General features: G+C 38.1%; 1 protein-coding gene. It reads left to right on the top strand.

All coding sequences use genetic code 11. From position 1 onward, the window contains the following. Positions 1 to 257 (top strand): aminotransferase class III-fold pyridoxal phosphate-dependent enzyme (locus SB775_RS31340; RefSeq protein WP_410865175.1); only part of this gene is annotated, 257 nt, incomplete at both ends.

Genomic DNA, 257 nt, shown 5'->3' with positions numbered 1-257 from the left:
GATCTTGCTTCATGGATATTAATGGTAAAAAGTATATTGACTGTTTAGGTGGATTTGGAATTTATAATGTTGGTCACCGTAATCCGAAAGTGGTAAAAGCTGTAACGGATCAATTAAAGCGTCAAGCATTGCACAGTCAGGACTTACTAGATCCACTTCGAGCAATGCTTGCAAAGATTTTAGCGGATATTACACCTGGTGATTTGAAATATGCCTTCTTCACAAATAGTGGAACAGAAAGCGTAGAGGCAGCATTA

It is taken from the genome of Peribacillus sp. SIMBA_075, from assembly GCF_046534585.1.
This window is presented reverse-complemented; position numbering and strand designations above follow the sequence as displayed.